Annotated in this window: 15 protein-coding genes; 11 read left to right on the top strand and 4 right to left on the bottom strand. The window is 54.4% G+C overall.

The window, feature by feature from the left end; all coding sequences use genetic code 11:
- Nucleotides 1-3 precede the first annotated feature (3 nt).
- Together fruK and fruB are read right to left on the bottom strand one after the other, a co-directional pair.
- On the bottom strand, nucleotides 4-942 hold the full coding sequence (gene fruK / locus AAIR21_RS19385; RefSeq protein WP_014170919.1) for a 1-phosphofructokinase: 939 nt from the start codon (nucleotides 940-942) through the stop codon (nucleotides 4-6).
- A complete protein-coding gene (fruB, locus tag AAIR21_RS19390; RefSeq protein ID WP_014170920.1) occupies nucleotides 942-2072 on the bottom strand; it encodes a fused PTS fructose transporter subunit IIA/HPr protein in 1131 nt (376 codons plus the stop codon). Before fruB ends, fruK begins: the two co-directional genes overlap by 1 nt.
- 360 nt (nucleotides 2073-2432) lie before the next feature.
- Between fruB and setB the strand changes: the two genes are divergently transcribed.
- Entirely contained in the window at nucleotides 2433-3614 is a 1182-nt protein-coding gene (setB, locus tag AAIR21_RS19395) for a sugar efflux transporter SetB (protein ID WP_020883187.1), read from the top strand.
- Here setB and AAIR21_RS19400 read toward each other — a convergent pair.
- A complete protein-coding gene (locus tag AAIR21_RS19400; RefSeq protein WP_020883186.1) occupies nucleotides 3611-3865 on the bottom strand; it encodes a zinc/iron-chelating domain-containing protein in 255 nt (84 codons plus the stop codon). The two genes, setB and AAIR21_RS19400, sit on opposite strands and share 4 nt — an antisense overlap.
- 164 nt (nucleotides 3866-4029) lie before the next feature.
- Here AAIR21_RS19400 and yeiP point away from each other — a divergent pair, with 164 nt between their 5' ends.
- Nucleotides 4030-4602 carry an elongation factor P-like protein YeiP gene (yeiP, locus tag AAIR21_RS19405; protein ID WP_008500940.1) on the top strand — a complete coding sequence of 191 codons (573 nt, stop codon included), beginning with the start codon at nucleotides 4030-4032 and terminating at the stop codon, nucleotides 4600-4602.
- 43 nt (nucleotides 4603-4645) lie between these two features.
- Here the strand turns inward: yeiP and uxuA are convergent, their stop codons facing one another.
- A complete protein-coding gene (gene uxuA / locus AAIR21_RS19410) occupies nucleotides 4646-5836 on the bottom strand; it encodes a mannonate dehydratase (RefSeq protein WP_138014035.1) in 1191 nt (396 codons plus the stop codon).
- A 204-nt stretch (nucleotides 5837-6040) separates the two neighbouring features.
- Between uxuA and AAIR21_RS19415 the strand changes: the two genes are divergently transcribed.
- The 9 genes from AAIR21_RS19415 to yejF all read left to right on the top strand — a co-directional run bounded on the left by AAIR21_RS19415 (nucleotide 6041) and on the right by yejF (nucleotide 17622).
- Nucleotides 6041-7507 carry a mannitol dehydrogenase family protein gene (locus AAIR21_RS19415; protein WP_032678584.1) on the top strand — a complete coding sequence of 489 codons (1467 nt, stop codon included), beginning with the start codon at nucleotides 6041-6043 and terminating at the stop codon, nucleotides 7505-7507.
- Nucleotides 7508-7630: 123 nt separating this feature from the next.
- Nucleotides 7631-8617, top strand: coding sequence for a CobW family GTP-binding protein (locus AAIR21_RS19420; RefSeq protein ID WP_014170928.1), 987 nt, complete (start codon nucleotides 7631-7633; stop codon nucleotides 8615-8617).
- Nucleotides 8618-8650: 33 nt separating this feature from the next.
- Nucleotides 8651-9364 (top strand): phosphatase PAP2 family protein, encoded by a 714-nt coding sequence (locus AAIR21_RS19425; protein WP_025203633.1) that lies wholly within the window; start codon nucleotides 8651-8653, stop codon nucleotides 9362-9364.
- 416 nt (nucleotides 9365-9780) lie between these two features.
- On the top strand, nucleotides 9781-10350 hold the full coding sequence (mepS, locus tag AAIR21_RS19430; RefSeq protein ID WP_014170930.1) for a bifunctional murein DD-endopeptidase/murein LD-carboxypeptidase: 570 nt from the start codon (nucleotides 9781-9783) through the stop codon (nucleotides 10348-10350).
- A 127-nt stretch (nucleotides 10351-10477) separates the two neighbouring features.
- Nucleotides 10478-12019, top strand: a complete 1542-nt coding sequence (locus AAIR21_RS19435) for a cyclic di-GMP phosphodiesterase (RefSeq protein ID WP_020883182.1) — start codon at nucleotides 10478-10480, stop codon at nucleotides 12017-12019.
- Nucleotides 12020-12096: 77 nt separating this feature from the next.
- Complete coding sequence (locus AAIR21_RS19440) at nucleotides 12097-13902, top strand: extracellular solute-binding protein (RefSeq protein WP_183516142.1); 1806 nt, start codon at nucleotides 12097-12099, stop codon at nucleotides 13900-13902.
- Nucleotides 13903-13911: 9 nt separating this feature from the next.
- The gene (locus AAIR21_RS19445) at nucleotides 13912-15006 is read left to right on the top strand and encodes a microcin C ABC transporter permease YejB (RefSeq protein WP_183516141.1); all 1095 of its coding nucleotides are present in this window, start codon (nucleotides 13912-13914) and stop codon (nucleotides 15004-15006) included.
- On the top strand, nucleotides 15006-16031 hold the full coding sequence (locus AAIR21_RS19450; protein ID WP_183516140.1) for an ABC transporter permease: 1026 nt from the start codon (nucleotides 15006-15008) through the stop codon (nucleotides 16029-16031). Before AAIR21_RS19445 ends, AAIR21_RS19450 begins: the two co-directional genes overlap by 1 nt.
- Before the next feature lies 1 nt (nucleotide 16032).
- Nucleotides 16033-17622, top strand: a complete 1590-nt coding sequence (yejF, locus tag AAIR21_RS19455) for a microcin C ABC transporter ATP-binding protein YejF (RefSeq protein WP_183516139.1) — start codon at nucleotides 16033-16035, stop codon at nucleotides 17620-17622.
- Nucleotide 17623 lies beyond the last annotated feature (1 nt).

Raw genomic sequence — 17623 nt, forward strand, 5'->3', positions numbered from 1 at the left:
CTGTTAGTTAAAAGGTTTTAAGTCAACGCGCGCCATCATCGCGGCTAACTGGGTACGATCGGTAATACCGACATTGCTCTGGCTAACGGCCAGGGCAGCAACGGCGGTGGCAAGACGTAAAGTATGTTCACTGGATTCACGCATCAGCAGGCCATAAATCAGACCGCCAACCATTGAATCCCCTGCGCCAACGGTGCTGACAACGTCAACCGATGGCGGTTTGGCGATCCATTCGCCAGAAGCGTTAACCCACAGCGCCCCTTCTGCACCAAGAGAGATAACCACGTGAGCGATACCCTGCTCGCGCAGCGCATGGGCAGCGTCAATCACATCTTTTAATTCTGGCAGCTTACGACCAGCCCAGATCTCCAGTTCGCGGCGATTCGGCTTCACCAGCCACGGCGAGGCTTTCAGGCCGGCGACCAGCGCGTCACGGCTGCTGTCAAAAATAATGCATGGGCACTGGCTTCGCAGACGCGTCATCCAGTCGGTGAACGCTTCCGGGCTCACGCCGGACGGCAGGCTGCCGCTGACGCAGACCATGTCGAACTGACCAAGCCAGGTCAGAGAGTCGTTCACGAAGCGCTCCCAGTCTGACGGAGTCACCTCGAAGCCTGAGAAGTTCAGATCGGTCACTTCGCCGTCTTTCTCCGTCAGCTTGACGTTGATACGGGTACGGCCCTGAACAACCTGAAAACGATTAGCAATCCCCAGTTCGCTGAACAGCTGCTGGAAACCATCCTGGTTATCTTTACCGAGGAATCCGCCCACGGTGACATCGATACCGAGATCCTTGAGCACTTTCGCGACGTTAATCCCTTTACCTGCAGCATGCAGGCCAGTGGTACGCACGAGGTTTACTTCGCCGCGCTCAATCTCCGGGCAAAACCCCACCAGGTCGTATGCCGGGTTCAGCGTAATAGTCGCAACACGTCTGCTCATTATGCGCCCTCCCCCAGACCTGCCGCGATGGCGTCGCCAATCGCTTTCAGCGCCTGTTCAGCATCAGCACCCTGTGCGGTAAAGCGCAGACGGTGACCTTTCTTCACGCCCAGCGCGACAACTTTCATCAGGCTACGGCCGTTGGCCGGTTTGCCCGTGCCATCAAGGTTAGTCACGGTAATCTCACTTTCGAATTGTTTAATGGTATTCACCAGCATGGTGCCAGGACGGGCATGCAGGCCGTGCTCGTTACGCACTACAAACTCAGCGGTCAGCACGTCATCAGTCAGCACATCATCGCTGGTCAGCAGCGCCAGCAGCGTGCTTGCGTCAGCGTTCAGCAGTTTTTCAGCCTTGTCATTCAGCAGCAGATCGCCAAGACGTTTTAGCGCGGAAACCGGCTGTTCATCGGTCATCGCGACGGTGACCAGCATCGCAGCGTGCGCGCCCTCAACGTCAAACGCGTTGGCCGCGCGGCTCACCGCGATAGCGCTACGCAGGTTGCCTTCAGCACTGTCGTTCAGCCAGATACCTTGTCCCAGGTTCAGCGGCTTCTCATTGATAACGCGCGTGATAAAGGACGCGTCTACCGCACCGGCTTCTTTCAGACGGCCTGCGTTCAGCGCCTGCAGCGTGACCAGATCGCTCGCCACAACATCCAGGGTCAATGTTTCATTATCCAGTTTCAGCGCTTCACTCTGTTTTTCGCCCATCAGCAACGCACGCAGCTCTTCCGCCGTCGTCGCGGACTTCAGCTGTTCAGCCACCGAATCATCGCTCAGCACATGCGTCAGCTGACGCAGCAGGCCCAGGTGCTCGTCACTGCTGGCAGCGATACCGATTGCCACGTAAGCAACCTGACCGTCGCCCCACACCACACCCTGAGGGAACTGATAAACCTGAACGCCGGTTTTCAGCACCTGATCGCGGGTGTCCGTTGTACCGTGCGGAATGGCGATGCCATTGCCGAGGAAAGTGGAGGTCTGCTGCTCGCGCGCCAGCATGCCGTTAACGTAGCCGTCCGCGACATTACCCGCCTGCACAAGGGCAGCGGCAACCTGGCGAATGGCCTCTTCTTTGTTCCCGGCCTGAGCGCCCGGGTGGATATCCTGAACAGATAACTGGAACATGGTTCTCCTCTCCTGCTGAACTTGAATCGTTTCAGCTTAAATGAGAAAAAATGCGCTAGCCTGCTCCGTTTGTTAAAACAAGATAGCGCTGAAACGTTTCAAAAAGTCTTGCGCTTTCTGCTTAACCTTGCAAGAAAAGTTACAAATGGCGATGCAGAATTTAGAGATACAGCACATTTCTTCTTCGCTCAGCTGAATCTTGCTGACGTTCAGCAAGTCAGTTTCAGCTAAGTTCAGCCCGCGACTGTTAATTGAAATGGCATTTTGATTTTTCGTGGCGAAATTGACCGCAGTACCTGTTTATTTTCTGACAAGCGTCGTACACTCCGCGTCTCTTTATGACTTGCTGATATTGAAAGTATGCATAACACCCCTGCCGCCGCCTCGCCAAAACCCTTTGATTTGACGTCCACGGCGTTTTTGATTGTTGCCTTCCTTACCGGCATTGCCGGGGCGTTACAGACGCCCACGCTGAGCCTGTTTCTGACCAATGAAGTCCACGCCCGTCCGGCAATGGTTGGCTTCTTTTTTACCGGCAGTGCCATCATCGGCATTCTGGTGAGTCAGTTTCTGGCGGGGCGTTCCGACAGAAAAGGCGATCGTAAAAGTCTGATCGTCTTTTGCTGCCTTCTCGGGGTGTTTGCCTGCGTGTTGTTTGCTTTTAACCGCAACTATTTCATCCTGCTGTTCGTGGGGGTGTTCCTGAGCAGCTTCGGTTCCACGGCGAACCCGCAGATGTTCGCCCTCGCCCGCGAGCACGCCGACCATACCGGTCGTGAAGCGGTGATGTTCAGCTCTATTCTGCGTGCCCAGGTGTCGCTGGCATGGGTCATTGGCCCGCCGCTGGCGTATGCCCTGGCGATGGGGTTTGGCTTTACGGTGATGTACCTGAGTGCGGCTGTCGCGTTTGTGGTGTGCGGCACCATGGTGTGGTTCTTCCTGCCGTCGATGCGCAAAGAGCCCAAAGTGGCTTCAGGCGTACTGGAAGCCCCGCGCCGTAACCGTCGTGATGCGCTGCTCCTGTTTGTTATCTGTACGTTGATGTGGGGAACAAACAGCCTTTATATTATCAACATGCCGCTGTTTATTATTGATGAGCTGCATCTCCCAGAGAAGCTGGCGGGCATTATGATGGGAACCGCGGCCGGGCTTGAGATCCCGACCATGCTGATCGCGGGCTATTACGCGAAGCGTTTCGGAAAGCGTTTTTTAATGCGCATTGCGGCTGTCGCAGGACTGCTGTTCTATATCGGTATGCTGACGGTGCACACGCCGGGGCTCTTACTGGCATTGCAGCTTCTCAACGCCATTTATATCGGCATACTCGCCGGGATTGGCATGCTCTATTTCCAGGACCTGATGCCAGGCCAGGCAGGTTCCGCTACCACCCTTTATACCAATACCACTCGCGTGGGCTGGATTATTGCAGGTTCAATGGCCGGCATCGTGGCCGAGATCTGGAGCTATCACACGGTATTCTGGATTGCGCTGGTGATGTGTACGCTGACAATAGCGTGTCTGGTGCGAATTAAGGACGTTTAAGGGGCGGTGAGCGCTTCCAGCTCAAGAAGGTAGGTGATCGCCTGCGTGCGCGTGCTGCCGCACATCTCCGCGGACGGCTGAAGGCCGGAACAGACTTTCGGGCGCAGCGGGGAACCAAAGATCATGCACAGGTTATTTTCAGCAAGCTGCACACAGCGGGTATTGGCAGGTTTGCCGTCCGGCATGCCAGGAATGGGGCTTGAAATGGACGGTGCGGTACAACACGCGCCACAATCGGGACGACAATCCATACAGGCTCTCTTTCGCTGAAGAACGCCCGCGCAGTCGGGCATTGCGCGCACAGTAACACCTTTTGTGTATTGATAGCAAAAGCCACGAATTCCGCTTGCCTGAAAGGCCGAGCACGAGTAATTTGGCGCGATATTTTTTACCACCCGTAAACAGGATTACTGCAATGCCAAGAGCGAACGAAATTAAGAAAGGTATGGTACTGAATTACAACGGCAAGCTGCTGATTGTGAAAGATATCGATATTCAGGCCCCGAGCGCCCGTGGTGCAGCAACGCTGTACAAAATGCGTTTCGCCGATGTGCGTACCGGTCTGAAAGTGGAAGAACGTTTTAAAGGTGACGATATCGTTGATACCGTGACCCTGACCCGCCGCTATGTTGATTTTTCCTACATTGATGGCAACGAATACGTGTTCATGGATAAAGAAGATTACACCCCGTATATCTTCACCAAAGATCAGATTGAAGAAGAACTCCTCTTTATTCCTGAAGGCGGGATGCCTGACATGCAGGTTCTGACCTGGGATGGCGTGCTGCTGGCGCTGGAACTGCCGCAGACCGTGGATCTGGAAATCGTGGAAACGGCTCCGGGCATCAAAGGTGCATCCGCAAGTGCCCGCAACAAACCAGCAACCCTGACGACCGGTCTGGTGGTGCAGGTGCCAGAATACCTCTCCGCGGGCGAGAAAATCCGCATCCATATTGAAGAAAAACGCTATATGGGTCGCGCAGACTAATGCGATATTCGCCCGGTGGCACAACGCCACCGGGCAACAGACGTTACAGCAGTTCCGGGTATTTCGTCATCTTCAGCGCCAGCTCAACGCCCCGCACTTCCGCCATGCCTTTCAGACGACCAATCGCCGAATAACCTGGGTTCGTTTTCTTACGCAGATCGTCCAGCATCTGGTGACCATGATCGGGACGGAACGGGATAGGACGAACGTCACCCGCGCGCTTACGACGTACCTCTTCCGCCAGAATCGCATCCACTACCGCGACCATATTCACATCGCCGCCCAGGTGCGCTGCTTCATGGAAGGTTTTTGGATTATCCTCACGACAGGTCGCACGCAGATGCGTGAAGTGAATACGATCGCCGAAGGTTTCAATCATCTGCACCAGATCGTTATCCGCACGCACACCGTAAGAGCCGGTACACATGGTGAATCCGTTATAGATACTGTCCACGGTCTCTTTCAGCCACTGCATATCTTCAATCGTGGACACGATACGCGGTAAACCGAGAATAGGACGCGGAGGATCGTCCGGGTGCACAGCCAGGCGTACGCCCGCTTCTTCCGCTACCGGTACGATAGCGCGCAGGAAAAACGCCATGTTTTCACGCAGCTGGTTTTTATCAATATTCCCGTATTCCGCCAGTCGCGCGCGGAACTGATCCAGCGTATAGCCCTCTTCAGCGCCCGGCAGGCCAGCAATAATATTGCGGGTCAGCTTTTCAATCTCGGCGTCACTGGCTGCGTTAAACCACGCGAGCGCCTGCTGCTGCTCTTCAGCCGTGTAATCGGCTTCTGCACCAGGACGTTTCAGGATGTGCAGCTCAAATGCGGCAAAGGCAATCTGATCGAAACGTAATGCTTTTGAACCGTCCGGCAACGTGTACTCAAGATCGGTGCGCGTCCAGTCAAGAATGGGCATGAAGTTATAGCAAACAGTATCAATACCGCAGGCCGCCAGGTGACGAATGCTCTGCTGGTAGTTGGCAATCCAGGTCTGATAATCACCTGTATGGGTTTTGATATCTTCGTGAACCGGGATGCTTTCCACCACAGACCAGGTCAGGCCTTTTTCCGCCAGCAGCGCCTGACGCTTTTTGATTTCTTCAATCGGCCATACCTGACCATTAGGAATGTGATGCAGCGCCGTCACGACACCCGTTGCGCCAGCCTGACGCACATCATCAAGAGAAACCGGATCGTTCGGCCCGTACCAACGCCAGGTCTGTTCCATTGCCTCACCTCTAAAGTTGTTATACCAATATGGATGACTACGATGACGACTACCATACATGTTTGCCGTAAAGGGTCAACACACCGCCACACATTGATTGATCAAACTCACACTTCGGGGATATTTACGGCTCACCAATTTAATTTGCTGTCATATAACTTTACACTGGCGTTGTTAATTAATGGTTAATCAGGTGTGTATTTCATGAAGACAATTGCCTCCACCTCGCTTCCTGCCCATGTCCAGCTCCCTCGCTACGATCGTAAGCAGTTACGCTCTCGCATCGTCCATTTTGGCTTCGGCGCATTTCACCGCGCGCATCAGGCCTTGTTAACAAACCGGGTGCTGAATGAGAAAGGCGGCGACTGGGGTATTTGTGAGATTAGCCTCTTCAGCGGCGACGTGCTGATGAGCCAGTTGCGCGCACAGGATCATCTCTTCACCGTGCTGGAAAAAGGGGCGGAGGGAAACCAGCCGATTATCGTCGGTGCCGTCCATGAATGTCTGAACGCAAAACTGGATTCTCTGCCTGCCATCATTGAGAAATTTTGTGAACCTCAGGTCGCCATTGTGTCGCTCACCATCACAGAGAAAGGTTATTGCATCGATCCCGCCACCGGTAATCTGGATTTGCACAACCCCCGGATCGTTCACGATCTGGAGAACCCGTCTGAACCGCACTCCGCACCCGGGATCCTGGTCGAGGCGCTCCACCGCCGCCGTGAACGCGGTTTGTCCGCTTTTACCGTCCTCTCCTGCGACAATATCCCTGATAACGGCCATGTGGTGAAAAACGCGGTACTAGGGATGGCCCAGAAACGCGACCCGGCGCTGGCAGAGTGGATTAATTCACATGTGAGCTTTCCGGGGACCATGGTCGACCGAATTGTCCCTGCCGCGACCGAGGCGTCGCTGGCAGAAATCACGAAAGAGCTTGGAGTAGAAGATCCTTGTGCTATCAGCTGCGAACCGTTTATTCAGTGGGTAGTGGAAGACAACTTTGTTGCCGGACGCCCGGCATGGGAAGTGGCTGGTGTACAAATGGTGCAGGACGTGCTGCCGTGGGAACAGATGAAATTGCGCATGCTCAACGGCAGCCACTCTTTCCTCGCGTATCTGGGCTACCTCGCCGGGTATGCGCACATCAACGAATGTATGGAAGACACCGCTTTTCGCGAAGCCGCACGTCGGTTAATGCTGAATGAGCAGGCTCCTACGCTGCGTATTAAGGATGTCGACCTCACGGCTTATGCCGATAGCCTGCTTGAACGCTTTGCCAATCCGGCACTGCAGCACCGGACCTGGCAAATTGCGATGGACGGAAGCCAGAAATTGCCGCAACGCATGCTGGATGGGATCCGCATCCATCTTGAACGTAAAACCGCGTGGCCGCTGCTGGCCCTGGGCGTTGCAGGCTGGATCCGCTACGTCAGCGGAACCGACGAGCGTGGCGACGCAATTGATGTGCGCGATCCGCTGAGCGATAAAATCCGCACCCTTGTTGCAGCCAGCAGCGACGCTGAGCGCGTCAACGCCCTGCTGGGGCTGAGTGAAATCTTTGGTCACGATCTCGCACAAAATAGCATTTTCGTGGAGGCCATCAGCCAGGCCTATCAGCGCATCGCCCGCCATGGCGCGCGTCAGGCTGTTATCGAAACGTTAAATATTTAGCGATTATTGCGCTTAAGGCGAACGGCGATTGCCTCCGTTCGCCCTCCCCCTTCTCATTGCGCCCGTTTTTCGCCAGGATGATGGATAATTGTTATAGCATCACAATTATCGACTGGAGCGCACGTGACCAAAACCAACCTCATTACCGGTTTTCTCGGCAGCGGTAAAACCACCTCAATTCTCCACCTGCTGGCCAATAAGGATCCGGCAGAAAAATGGGCCGTACTGGTCAATGAATTTGGCGAAGTGGGTATTGATGGCGCATTACTGGCAGACAGCGGCGCGATGATCAAAGAGATCCCCGGTGGCTGCATGTGCTGCGTAAATGGTCTGCCGATGCAGGTCGGGCTGAATACGCTGCTGCGTCAGGGCAAACCAGACCGTCTGCTGATTGAACCGACCGGGCTGGGTCATCCGAAGCAAATTCTCGATTTACTGACCGCGCCGGTCTACGAGCCGTGGATCGATCTGCGTGCCACGCTGTGCCTGCTGGACCCCCGTCAGCTGCTGGATGAAAAAGCCGTGACCAACGAGAACTTCCGCGACCAGCTCGCCTCGGCAGATATTATCGTCGCCAATAAAGAGGATCGCGCAACGGCGGAAAGCCAGTCCGCACTGGAGACATGGTGGCAGCACTTCGGTGGCAACCGTCAGCGGGTGCAGACCACCCAGGGGAAAATTGATAACGCCCTGCTTGACCTGCCTCGCCTGAACCTGGCGGCGCTCCCGGCAAGCGCGGAACATGCCCACAGCCATCCGCAAAAACAGGGTCTGGCTGCCCTGAGTCTGCCGGAACACCAGCGCTGGCGTCGTAACCTTAACAGCGGCCAGGGCTATCAGGCCTGCGGATGGATTTTCGATGCGGATACCGTATTCGACACCATCGGCATACTCGAATGGGCCAGACTGGCTCCGGTCGATCGTGTTAAAGGGATCATGCGCACCCCGGACGGGCTGGTGCGGATCAACCGTCAGGGCGAAGATTTCTTTATCGAAACGCAAAATGTGGCGCCACCTGATAGCCGAATAGAGTTAATTAGTGCGGTTAACGCCGACTGGAATGCCCTGCAGTCCAGCCTGTTGAAGCTTCGTTTAAGTTTGGGCGGCTAACGTTGCCCCAGATTTCACTCTATGCTGAATGTTATGACGACTCGACTTCCCCTGATATTACTGCTTAATGTCGCCGGTCTGGCGCTCTTTTTCTCCTGGTATATCCCAGCGAATCATGGTGTCTGGTTTCCGCTGGATTCTGCCATTTTTCACTTCTTCAACCAGGAACTGGTGAAGAGCGAAGCCTTCCTGTGGCTGGTTGCTATCACGAATAACCGTGCCTTTGACGGCTGCTCGCTGCTGGCGATGGGCGGCCTGATGCTCTCTTTCTGGCTGAAAGAGGACAAAACAGGACGCCGCCGTATTCTGATTATTGGTTTGATGATGTTGCTGCTTGCGGTGGTAATTAACCAGCTGGCAACGGCCATTATTCCGGTTAAGCGTTCCAGCCCAACGCTCTTCTTCCCCGATATTTATCGCGTCAGCGAGCTGCTGCATATTCCAACGAAAGATGCGTCGAAGGCCAGTTTCCCGGGCGATCACGGAATGATGCTGCTTATTTTTTCCGGCGTGATGCTCCGCTATTTCGGCCGAAAAGCCTTTGCGATAGCCCTGATTATTTTTGTGGTTTTTGCCTTCCCACGGGTAATGATTGGCGCTCACTGGTTCACTGATATTGCAGTCGGTTCGCTCTCTTCTGTGCTGGTTGCGCTGCCGTGGTGTCTGATGACACCGCTGAGCGACAAGATAATAGCCGTGTTCGATCGCTACCTCCCCGGCAAAACGCAACAAATCAGAAACCAATAATTAACCTTAATTAACACTATGCATCAGGGATCGTTTTGATCCTTGATGCATTTTTCTCCCCTTTCGTCCCCTCCCGTCATCATTTCGTCACAATATTCGTGATAAAAATGAATGTGTTGCACGATTTTTAACCTCAATCGCGCACATTTTGAACAATTATCAATTTTTACTTTCTGTATCACAATTTCTTATAAAAAAAAGGCTTTTTTTGCTCGCAATACCCCAGGCAATCGGTTAATCTCGAACTCGTTTTGCCCCATAGAGATAATTATTTCGCTGGTGAATAAATTTGTGCGCTACGCCACAAATGTGATCAGAAAGAATTGTCTCATTGTGAACAGATAATTAGTCTCGTCACGTTTGGCATTTTTTATAACGATATTTGTCGTTAAGGACTTCAAGGGATAATAAACAAAATGGTCAAATCTCAACCGATTTTGAGATATATCTTACGGGGGATCCCGGCGATAGCAGTGGCGGTACTGTTATCTGCATGTAGTACATCGAACACCGCAAAGAATATGCATCCTGAGACGCGTGTTGTGGGAATGGAAGATTCCTCGTCACTGCAAGCCTCTCAGGATGAATTTGAAAATATGGTACGTAATCTGGACGTGAAGTCCCGTATTATGGACCAGTATGCTGACTGGAAAGGCGTGCGTTATCGTCTTGGCGGCAGCACCAAAAAAGGCATTGATTGTTCCGGTTTCGTACAACGTACTTTCCGTGAGCAGTTTGGGTTAGATCTTCCGCGTTCAACTTACGAACAGCAGGAGATGGGTAAGTCGATTTCACGCACTAAACTGCGCACCGGGGATTTAGTCCTGTTCCGTGCGGGTTCGACAGGTCGACATGTTGGCATCTACATTGGCAATGACCAGTTTGTACATGCCTCCACCAGCAGCGGTGTAACCATTTCCAGCATGAACGAACCTTACTGGAAGAAGCGCTATAACGAAGCGCGACGCGTACTGACCCGCAGTTAAAATAATCATTGTATCGTTGGTTATCCCTTGGCCGACGATATGATAAAAAAAAGCACTGCTTCGGCGGTGTTTTTTTTTGCCCGTTACACTGAATACATTCAGCGGCAATCCAGGAACCACGACGTCTATGTTCACCCGCTACTTCTCCAGTAATCGCAAGATACTTTTCCTCAGCCTTATCACCGGCCTGATCACAGCCCTGCTCCTGGGTTCATTGCAATTTTTCTGGAGCTACCACAAGCGGGAAGTCAGATTCGACACCCTGATTGACGACGTGAGCATCTACATGGAAAGCTACTTCGATGAGTTGAAAAGCTCTATCGATCTCCTTCAGCCGCTCACGCTGAACAGCTGCCACGACGTCAACGCGGAGCTGACCTCTCGCGCGGCGTTTAGCCTTAACGTGCGCGCCTTTTTGCTGGTCAGGGATAAACTGGCGTACTGCTCTTCAGCCACCGGTCCGATGAACGTCCCGATGGAAGAACTGATACCCGAGCTGCACATCGATAAACAGATTGATATGGCGTTACTGCCGGGTACACCAATGATGCCGCACAGACCCGCGATTGCCATCTGGTATCGAAATCCGCTGGTGAAGGACGGCGGCGTGTTTACTTCGGTAAACATCAACCTGACTCCGTACATGCTTTACACCGCACGCCAGAACGAGTTCGCGGGCATTGCCATCATCATTGGCGACAATGCGTTGTCGACAAGGTCCGCCACACTGGTGAAGGCACAGGATTTACATGAAACGCCGGCGCGTACCGCGACCCTAAAAGAGGTTCCGCTGACGATCAAACTGTACGCCGAAGAGTGGACGAGCGATGAAATCCTGTTCGCGGTGTTCTTTGGACTGGTCTGCGGGATCGCGGCCGGCTCGCTTAATTTCTATATCCTCACCACGCGTCTTAACCCAGGCAAAGAGATCCTGAGCGCCATTAAACGCGGCCAGTTTTATGTGGTGTATCAGCCTGTTGTGGATGCCGAGACGCTGCAAATGCGTGGTGTCGAAGTCCTGATGCGCTGGAAACACCCGACGATGGGGGAAATTCCGCCTGATGCCTTTATCAACTTCGCCGAAGCGCAGAAGCTGATTGTGCCGCTGACGCTGCATCTCTTTGACCTCATCATTCGCGACGCGCCGGTATTACAGACCCTTCTGCCGCCGGGCGCAAAACTGGGCATTAACATTGCGCCGGGGCATCTTCATGCGGAAAGCTTCAAAGAGGATATGCGCACTTTCCTGGACTTAATGCCGCCGGATCATTTCCAGATCGTGCTGGAAATCACCGAGCGCGACATGGTTAACCATCGGGAAGCCAACAATCTTTTCGAATGGCTGCACAATGAAGGCTTTGAAATTGCGATTGATGATTTTGGTACCGGCCACAGTGCGCTGATTTACCTTGAGCGTTTCACCATGGATTACATCAAAATTGACCGGGGTTTTGTCAACGCGATCGGGACGGAAACCGTGACCTCCCCGGTGCTTGATGCCGTACTCACCCTGGCAAGACGACTGAATATGTCGACCGTCGCCGAAGGGGTGGAAACGCCGGAGCAGGCAGCCTGGCTGCGCGAACATGGCGTTGTTTTCCTTCAGGGTTACTGGATTAGCCGCCCGATGCCGCTGGAGCAGTTCCGCCAATGGCAGCCTGAACGTTGAATGATTTCACATTGCCCGTGACGTCACTTATTATTCAGCTTAACTGAGCCGGTCAGTCGAAAGGGAGTCGCCGCGAGATGCTTATGCGCTTTATGTTGCTGCTGTTGGCGTTAACGAGCCTGTCCAGCCAGGCGCAAACCATCAAAGAGAACATCGCGTTCTCCGTGATTGGTGAGCCAAAGTACGCGGTCAATTTTACGCACTTTGATTACGTCAACCCTGCCGCGCCAAAAGGCGGGAACGTGACCCTCTCCGCCACGGGGACGTTCGACAACTTCAACCGCTTCGCCCTGCGCGGCGTGGCGGCAGCGCGAACAGAATCGCTCTACGATACGCTGTTTGTTACGTCTGATGATGAACCCGGCAGTTACTACCCGCTGATTGCCGACAACGTACGTTACGCGGATAACTTCGCGTGGGCGGAAATTTCGATTAACCCACGGGCGCGTTTTCACGATGGGACGCCGGTCAAAGCCAGCGACATTGCCTTCACATTTCACAAATTTATGACTGAGGGCGTTCCCCAGTTCCGCATTGTCTACAAAGGCGTTACGGTCAAAGCCATTGCCCCGCTCACGGTGCGTATTGAGCTGAGTGAGCCGAATAAAGAGAATATGCTCAGCCTGTTCTCCCTGCCCGTGATGCCTGAATCATTCTGGAAAAATCACAAACTTAGCGACCCCCTCTCCACGCCCCCGCTGGCGGGTGGCCCATACCGCATAACCGACTGGCGCATGGGGCAGTATGTTGTCTATTCCCGGGTCAAAGACTACTGGGCGGCAAACCTGCCGGTAAACCGGGGCCGCTGGAATTTCGATACCCTTCGCTACGATTACTATCTTGACGATAACGTTGCATTTGAAGCCTTCAAAGCCGGTGCGTTCGATATGCGCGTGGAGAGCAGCGCTAAAAACTGGGCGACACGGTATATCGGCAAAAACTTCGCTAACGGGTATATCGTTAAAGACGAGCATAAAAACGCGTCCGCTCAGGATACGCGCTGGCTGGCGTTTAATATTCAGCGTCCGGTATTTACTGACCGCCGGGTGCGGGAAGCCATTACCCTGGCCTTTGATTTTGAATGGATGAACAAAGCGCTATTTTACGGCGCTTACAGCCGGGCAAATAGCTATTTCCAGAACACTGAATACGCCGCTCGCGATTACCCAAAAGCGGACGAACTTGTCCTGCTGGCACCGCTAAAAGCAGAACTGCCGCCGGAGGTGTTCACGACGGTATTTCAGCCTCCGGCGTCAAAGGGTGACGGCTACGATCGCGACAACCTGCTTAAAGCCAGTAAACTGCTGGATGACGCAGGCTGGCCACTGAAGAATCAAAAACGCGTCGATTCCAGAACGGGCAAACCGTTAAGCTTTGAGCTGCTGCTTGCGTCCGGAAGCAACGATCAGTGGGTGCTGCCGTTTAAGCACAATCTTGAACGGCTGGGGATTACCATGAACATTCGCCAGGTCGACAACGCGCAGCTCACCAACCGCAAACGCAGCCGTGATTACGATATGATGCAAACCCTGTGGCCCGCGCAGCCGTGGCCCAGCTCAGATCTGCAAATCTCCTGGGCATCCAGCTATATCGACTCCTCCTACAATGCGCCGGGGGTGAAAAGCCCGGCGATTGATGCCTTGATTGCGAAAATTGTGGCGGCGCAGGGTGATAAAGAAAAACTCCTGCCGCTGGGACGCGCCCTCGACAGGGTCTTAACCTGGAATTACTACATGCTGCCAATGTGGTATATGGGCGAAGACCGGCTTGCGCGCTGGGACAAGTTCTCCGAGCCTGCCGTACGCCCTGTCTATTCACTGGGCTTCGATACCTGGTGGTATGACGTTAACAAAGCCGCCAGACTTCCCGCTGAGCGGCGATAAGGAATCATCATGGGTGCGTATCTGATCCGCCGTCTCCTGCTGATTATCCCGACCCTCTGGGCAATCATCACGATTAACTTTTTTATTGTGCAAATCGCGCCCGGCGGCCCGGTCGACCAGGCTATTGCAGCCATTGAATTTGGCAACAGCGGCGGCATGCCCGGCGGCGGTGGCGAAGGAATGGGCGCGAGCCATGCCCGCACCGGCCTCGGAAATATCAGTGAAAGCCATTATCGCGGCGGACGTGGCCTGGATCCGGAAGTCATCGCCGAGCTCACCCATCGTTATGGCTTCGACAAACCGCTTCACGAGCGGTATTTCAACATGCTCTGGGACTACCTCCGCTTTGATTTTGGCGACAGCCTGTTTCGCAGCGCGTCAGTTTTAACATTGATTAAGCAAAGTCTGCCGGTGTCGATTACCCTGGGGCTGTGGGGAACGTTGATTATTTATCTCGTCTCTATCCCCCTGGGGATCCGTAAAGCGGTTCACAACGGCAGCCGCTTCGATGTCTGGAGCAGCACGTTTATCATCATCGGCTATGCCATTCCGGCGTTTCTGTTTGCCGTTCTGTTGATTGTCTTTTTTGCCGGTGGCAGCTATTTCGATATCTTTCCGCTGCGGGGGCTGGTGTCAGCGGATTTCAGCACCCTGCCCTGGTACAAGAAGATCACCGATTATTTCTGGCACATCACGCTGCCGGTGCTTGCGACCGTTATTGGCGGCTTTGCGGCCCTGACCATGTTGACCAAAAACGCCTTTCTCGATGAAATCCGTAAACAGTACGTTGTGACTGCCCGTGCGAAGGGCGTCGGCGAAAAGCAGATCATGTGGAAACATGTCTTTCGCAACGCCATGCTGCTGGTGATTGCCGGATTTCCTGCCACGTTCATCAGTATGTTTTTTACCGGCTCGCTGCTGATAGAGGTGATGTTCTCTCTCAACGGACTGGGCTTGCTGGGATATGAAGCCACCGTGTCGCGCGATTATCCGGTCATGTTTGGCACACTTTATATCTTCACCCTGATTGGCCTGCTGCTGAATATCATCAGCGATATCAGCTATACGCTGGTTGATCCCCGAATTGATTTTGAGGGCCGCTGATGCCGCGTTTAAGCCCCGTCAACCAGGCCCGATGGGCCCGTTTTCGCCACAACCGCCGCGGCTACTGGTCGCTGTGGATCTTTGCCGTCCTGTTTGTCTTAAGCATGTGTTCGGAATTGATTGCCAACGATAAACCGCTGCTGGTGCACTTTAACGACCGCTGGTATGTGCCCGTTCTCACCCAATACAGCGAAAGCGATTTTGATGGCCCGTTTGCGACGCCCGCTGAATATCAGGATCCGTGGCTTCGCCAGCAAATTGAACAGCACGGCTGGGCACTCTGGGCGCCGGTGCGTTTTGGCGCAAACAGCATTAACTTTGCGACCACCACCCCCTTCCCTTCCCCGCCTTCCGCGCAAAACTGGCTGGGAACGGATGCCAACGGTGGCGATGTGCTGGCACGCATCCTCTACGGCACGCGGATCTCGATCCTCTTTGGGCTGATGCTGACCGTCTTTTCCAGCGTGATGGGCGTGGTAGCAGGTGCCGTTCAGGGCTACTACGGCGGGAAAATCGACCTCTGGGGCCAACGTTTTATTGAAGTCTGGTCAGGCATGCCGACGCTGTTTCTGATCATTCTGCTTTCAAGCGTGGTACAGCCAAACTTCTGGTGGCTGTTAGGCATTACCGTCATCTTCGGCTGGATGGCGCTGGTAGGCGTGGTACGGGCGGAATTTCTGCGCACCCGTAATTACGATTACATTCGCGCTGCCCAGGTGCTGGGGGTGAGCGACCGCGGGATCATTTTCCGCCATATGCTTCCTAACGCCGTGGTAGCGACCCTCACTTTCCTGCCGTTTATTCTGTGCAGTTCCATCACTACCCTCACCTCGCTTGATTTCCTTGGCTTCGGGCTCCCTCTCGGTTCCCCGTCGCTCGGCGAGCTACTGCTGCAGGGCAAGAACAACCTGCAGGCACCGTGGTTAGGCATCACCGCCTTTCTTGCCGTGGCCGTGCTGCTTTCACTGCTGATTTTTATTGGCGAAGCCGTGCGCGATGCTTTTGATCCCAACAAGGCGGTATAAGATGACGCAGCCCCTTCTCAGTATTGATAACCTGTCGATTGCCTTTTCAAAACAGGGTGAGGCGCGTACCGTGGTCACGGAGTTGTCGCTGCAGATCCAGCGCGGCGAAACGCTGGCGCTGGTAGGCGAGTCAGGCTCTGGCAAGAGCGTATCGGCACTGTCGATCCTGCGCCTGCTTCCGTCTCCGCCCGTCAGCTATCCGCAAGGCGACATTCTGTTTCACGGTCGCTCGCTGCTGCATGCCGACGAAAAAACCCTGCGCGGAATTCGCGGCAATAACATTGCCATGATTTTCCAGGAGCCGATGGTCTCTCTTAACCCGCTGCACACGCTGGAAAAACAGCTTTATGAAGTGCTGTCCCTGCACCGGGGCATGCGCAAAGAGGCGGCGCGGGGGGAGATTCTGGATTGTCTTGAACGAACCGGCATTCGCAATGCCGCAAAACGGCTGAACGATTTCCCCCATCAGCTTTCCGGCGGCGAGCGTCAGCGGGTGATGATTGCGATGGCCCTGCTCACGCGACCCGAACTGTTGATTGCCGATGAGCCCACCACCGCGCTGGACGTGACGGTGCAGGCGCAAATTCTGCGGCTGCTGCGGGAGTTGCGTGACGAACTGAACATGAGCCTGCTGTTTATCACCCATAACCTCAGCATTGTGAGAAAGCTCGCCGACAGCGTCGCCGTGATGCAAAACGGACGCTGTGTCGAGCAGAACACCGCAGTCACCCTGCTGAAAGCGCCTCAGCACCCCTATACGCAACGTCTGCTTGATAGCGAGCCCACGGGTGACCCGGTTCCCCTGCCGGCTGACAGCGCGCCGTTGCTGCGCGTTGAGGGGCTGAGCGTGTCGTTTCCTGTTCGCAAAGGGATTCTGCGGCGCATCGTCGACCAGAATCCGGTATTGAAAAATATCCATTTTTCCCTGCGTCCGGGCGAATCGCTGGGGCTGGTGGGCGAGTCCGGTTCGGGAAAAAGCACCACCGGCCTGGCACTGCTGCGCTTAATCGCCTCGCAGGGTGAGATCCTTTTTGACGGTATGCCGCTGCACAACTGGAACCGTCGCCAGATGTTGCCCGTTCGTCCCCGCATGCAGGTTGTGTTTCAGGATCCAAACTCCTCGCTTAATCCACGGCTGAACGTATTACAGATTGTCGAAGAGGGTCTGCGCGTTCATCAGCCGGCATTGACCGTCCGGCAGCGGGAAGAAGAAGTGATACGCGTTATGGCAGAAGTTGGCTTAGATCCGAATACCCGGCACCGCTACCCGGCTGAATTTTCCGGCGGTCAGCGCCAGCGTATCGCCATTGCCCGCGCGCTGATCCTCAAACCGGAGCTGATCATTCTGGATGAACCGACGTCGTCGCTGGACAGAACCGTTCAGGCTCAGATCCTGGCATTACTGAAAGGATTGCAGGAAAAGCACAGGCTGGCCTATATCTTTATCAGCCATGATTTACAAGTTGTGCGGGCGTTATGCCATCAGGTGATTGTGTTGCGACAGGGAGAAGTGGTCGAGCAGGGAGAGTGCCAGCGCGTATTTGCTGCGCCAACGCAGAGCTACACGCGCCAGCTGTTGTCCGCAGACTAGC

It is taken from the genome of Enterobacter sp. PTB, from assembly GCF_051130085.1.
Lineage (GTDB): Bacteria > Pseudomonadota > Gammaproteobacteria > Enterobacterales > Enterobacteriaceae > Enterobacter > Enterobacter ludwigii.